The sequence below is a fragment of the Burkholderia sp. E168m23 genome (assembly GCF_016586125.1).
GTDB lineage: Bacteria > Pseudomonadota > Gammaproteobacteria > Burkholderiales > Burkholderiaceae > Burkholderia > Burkholderia orbicola.
In genome coordinates this window covers 1-4,077 of record NZ_BCPP01000671.1, presented here as the reverse complement: position 1 = coordinate 4,077, position 4,077 = coordinate 1, and the positions used below count along the sequence as shown (strand labels likewise).

The window sequence follows — 4,077 nt, the reverse complement described above, 5'->3', positions numbered from 1 at the left end:
GCTCGCCGACGACCTCGCACTGAATGTCGTAGCCGTACTGGCAGTTCACGAAGATCTCGACGTCGATGCGCACGCCGCTCGCGGTTTCGAGCAGCACGATCTGCGGATCGGCGAGATGCGCGGATGCATGGCGCGTCTTCTTCGGATAGACGACCTGCGCGCTCGTGTAATCCTCGCCGAGCAGCCAGCGCAGCACGTCGAGCTCGTGGATCAGCGTGTCGGTGATCGCCATGTCGGTCGTGTAGCGCTCGCCGACCGACTGGTTGCGGTGCGCGCAATGCAGCATCAGCGGCGCACCGATCTGGCCGCTGTCGATCACGCGCTTGAGCGCGCGATAGCCTTCATCGTACGGCCGCATGAAGCCGACCTGCACGAGCCGCTTGCCGTGCGCGACTTCGGCTTCGACGATCCGCATGCAGCCGTCGGCCGTGACGGCCAGCGGCTTCTCGCAGAACACCGGCTTGCCGTGCGCGATCGCGTCGAGCACGAACGCTTCGTGCGTCGGCCCCCACGACGTGACGAGCACGGCCTGCACGTCGGCGGCCGCGACCACTTCGTGGCCGTCGCCGTAGATCTCGGCGTCGAGCCCGTACTTCGTCACCGCATCGCGCGCCTGCTGCGGATCGATGTCGTTGACGGCCACGACGCGCGCGCCGGACAGCGTGCGCGTCAGTCTGCGAATATGGTCCTGGCCGATCGCGCCGCAGCCGATCACGCCGATTTGCAAGGTCATGCAGTTCTCTCCAGTCGTTCGTTCATCAGCGGCGCGGCCCGTGCCGCGCCGGTCAGCAATCGGTCATCAGTCAGCGCGCGGTGCGATCGAAATGGCGATCGACGTAGCGCTGGATCGCGTCACGCATGTAGCGCGACGACGCTTCCGCGCGGTCCTCCCACGCGAACACGCACGACGACATCACGCCGTCGAAGCCGGCGGCGCCGAGTGCGCGGAAAAACACGTCCCAGTCGATCTCGCCCTGCCCGATGTCGAGATGCTGGTGCACGCGGATCTGGTTCGAGCCGGGCGGGTTCACGATGTAGCGCAGCTGGCTGCTCTTGCGGTGGTCGAACGTGTCAGCCACGCGCACGTGCGCGAGGATCGGCGCGGCCTGCGCGATCATCGCGGCCATGTCGTCGCCGTAGTAGAACGTGTGCGGCGCGATATACGACAGCTTCAACGACGGCGAACCGAGATTCGTGACGATGTCGATCGCCGGCTGCAACTGCTCGATCCAGTCCTCCGGATGCGGCTCGACCGACAGCACGATACGTTCGCGCTCGAGGATCGGCAGCAGTTCGTCCATCGAGCGGAACCACGCGGCCTCGCACAGCTCCTTCGGGTTCGCGCCCGGCCGCTCGCCGACCGAGCGCTCGGGCGACGCGCCGCGCCCGAACTCCGACACCATCAGCGGGCACTCCATCTCGACTGCCACCTCGATCGCCTTCTTCCAGCAGCGCACCGCCCATTGCCGCTCGTCGTCGAACGGGCTGGCCCAGCGGTACATCGGCTGCAGCGACGCGAGGCCCACGCCGCTCGCGCGCAGCGCCTGGCGGAATGCGGCCATGCGTTCGCGGGTCGCGCGCGGCATCACCCACCAGTCGAGAAAGTCGCTGCGCGGCGACAGCTCGATCTGGTCGTAGCCGAGCTCGGCCACCGCGTGCGGCAGGCGATCGAGCGGCAGATGGCGAATCATGTAGGGGTCCAGTGCGATCTTCATCGGGGGTCCTTTGCGAAGTCTGATTCCGGGCTCACGCGCGCGCTCAGCGACGCGACTTCTTGTTGCGGTACTGATCGGCGATCACGGCCGCGACGATGATCGCGCCCTTCACCATCTCCTGGTAGTACGCGTCGATGCGGATGAACGTGAAGCCCGACGTCATCACGCCGAGGATCAGCACGCCGATCACGGTGCCCGTCACGCGGCCGAGGCCGCCCGACAGCGACGTGCCGCCGATCACGACGGCCGCGATCGCATCGAGCTCGTACATCACGCCCATGCCCGACTGGCCGGAGATCGCGCGCGCGGCCGTCACGGTACCGGCGATGCCGCTCAACAGGCCCGCGATCGCGTAGACGAAGATCAGGTGCCGCGTGACGTTGATGCCGGACACGACGGCCGCGTGGCGGTTCGCGCCGATCGCATACGTGTACTTGCCGAAGCGCGTGTAGCGCAGCACGACGTGGAAGATCGCGGCCACCACCAGGAAGATGATCACCGGATTCGCCCCTGCACCGATCGCCGCGAACGGGTCGGTCAGCATCGACACCGGCATTCCGTTGGTGAACCACTTCGCGAAGCCGCGCGCGGCGACCATCGTGCCGAGCGTCGCGATGAACGGCGGGATGCCCGTCAGCGCGATCAGCGTGCCGTTCAGGAGGCCCACCAGCAGCCCGACGCACACGCCGGCCAGCACCGGCCAGATGACCGGCAGGTCGGTGAGGTGCGGAAACACCGCGCGCGGGAAGTCGGACACCTGCGCGAGGCTCGCCGACACGACGGCGGCCGCCGCGACGACCGAGCCCGACGACAGGTCGATCCCGCTGGTGATGATCACGAGGTTCACGCCGACCGCGATGATGCCGATCACGGCCATCTGCAGCACGATGATCTCGAGCCGCTCGGCATTGAACAGGAAGCTCTGGCCGACGACGATCCAGCCGACGACCTCGAAGAACAGGCTGATGCCGACCAGCACCAGGAAGATGCTCAGTTCGGGCGGCCACTTCGCATGCCGCGACTTGAGTGTCATGGTCTGCGCATCCGCGACCGGGTTCAGGTTGCCCATTTCAGTTGTCTCCAATCTTGTTGCGGCTCAGCGCGACGCGAGATCCATGATGCGGACCTGGTCGGCGTCCTTGCGATCGACGATGCCGGTCATGCGCCCTTCGTGCATCACCATCACGCGATCGCTCATCCCCAGCACTTCCGGCATTTCCGACGAGATCATCAGCACCGCGACGCCCTTGCCGGCGAGCGCGCTGACGAGCCGGTGGATCTCGGCCTTCGCGCCGACGTCGATGCCGCGCGTCGGTTCGTCGAGGATCAGGATGCGCGGCTGCGTGAGCAGCCACCGGCCGATCAGCACCTTCTGCTGGTTGCCGCCCGACAGGTTCTGGATTTCCTCGTGCAGCCCGGGCGACTTCACGCGCAGCATCCGGCTCATTTCCTCGCAGTCGCGCTTCAACTGCGCCTGCTGCACGAAATTGAACTTCACGTAGCGGTGGCTCAGCACCGCCGCTTCCATGTTCGCGAGCAGGTCGAGATTCAGGAAGCAGCCGGAATCCTTGCGGTCCTCGGTGAGGAACGCCATCCCGTGTTTCATCGCCTGCGCGGGCGTCGCAATACGCACCGGCTTGCCGTCGATGCGGATCTCGCCCGACGTGGCCGGCACGACGCCGAACAGCGCCTCTGCGACGTTCGAGCGCCCGGAGCCGACGAGGCCCGCGACGCCGAGGATTTCGCCCGCGCGCAGTTCGAAGCTCACGTCGCGGAACACGCCGTCGACGCAGAGATCCTTCACCGACAGCACGACGTCGCCGATCGGCACGTCTTCTTTCGGGAACATCTGCGTGATTTCGCGCCCGACCATCATGCGGATGATGTCGTCGCGCGTGACGTCGCTCGACGCATGCGTGCCGATGTACTTGCCGTCGCGAAACACCGAGAACTCGTCGGCGATCTCGAACAGCTCGTTCATCTTGTGGGTGATGTAGACGATGCCCTTGCCCTGCTCGCGCAGCTGGCGAATGATGCGGAACAGGTGCGTGACTTCCTTGTCGGTCAGCGCGGAGGTCGGCTCGTCCATGATCAGCACGTCCGAGTCGAACGACACGGCCTTCGCGATCTCGACCATCTGGCGGCTCGCGACGGTCAGCGTGCGCACGTCGGTCTCCGGATCGATGTCGATCGACAGCCGCTCGAACAGCGCGGCCGTGCGGCGGCGCAGCTCGGCGTGATCGATCAGGCCGAAACGGTTCTTCGGTTCGCGGCGAATCCAGATGTTCTCCGCGACCGTCATGTACGGCATCAGGTTGAGTTCCTGATGGATCATCGCGATGCCGCGGTCGAGCGCATCGAG

Annotated in this window: 4 protein-coding genes; all 4 read right to left on the bottom strand. The window is 66.3% G+C overall.

Translation table 11 applies throughout. The features are described 5' to 3' along the window. Positions 1-733, bottom strand: a 733-nt coding sequence (locus tag JMF90_RS27140; RefSeq protein ID WP_201325653.1) for a Gfo/Idh/MocA family protein, incomplete at its 3' end; no start/stop codon positions are given. A 70-nt stretch (positions 734-803) separates the two neighbouring features. Further along, positions 804-1,715 (bottom strand): sugar phosphate isomerase/epimerase family protein, encoded by a 912-nt coding sequence (locus JMF90_RS27135; RefSeq protein ID WP_027812322.1) that lies wholly within the window; start codon positions 1,713-1,715, stop codon positions 804-806. Positions 1,716-1,758: 43 nt separating this feature from the next. Beyond that, positions 1,759-2,784, bottom strand: coding sequence for an ABC transporter permease (locus JMF90_RS27130; protein WP_006476229.1), 1,026 nt, complete (start codon positions 2,782-2,784; stop codon positions 1,759-1,761). Positions 2,785-2,811: 27 nt separating this feature from the next. After that, a partial coding sequence (locus JMF90_RS27125) for a sugar ABC transporter ATP-binding protein (RefSeq protein ID WP_201325652.1) occupies positions 2,812-4,077 on the bottom strand: 1,266 nt, incomplete at its 5' end.

Excerpts from the sequence above, each read along its gene's own strand:
- JMF90_RS27130 (WP_006476229.1), bottom strand. The coding sequence starts at position 2,784 with ATGGGCAACCTGAACCCGGTCGCGGATGCGCAGACCATGACACTCAAG.
- JMF90_RS27135 (WP_027812322.1), bottom strand. The coding sequence starts at position 1,715 with ATGAAGATCGCACTGGACCCCTACATGATTCGCCATCTGCCGCTCGAT.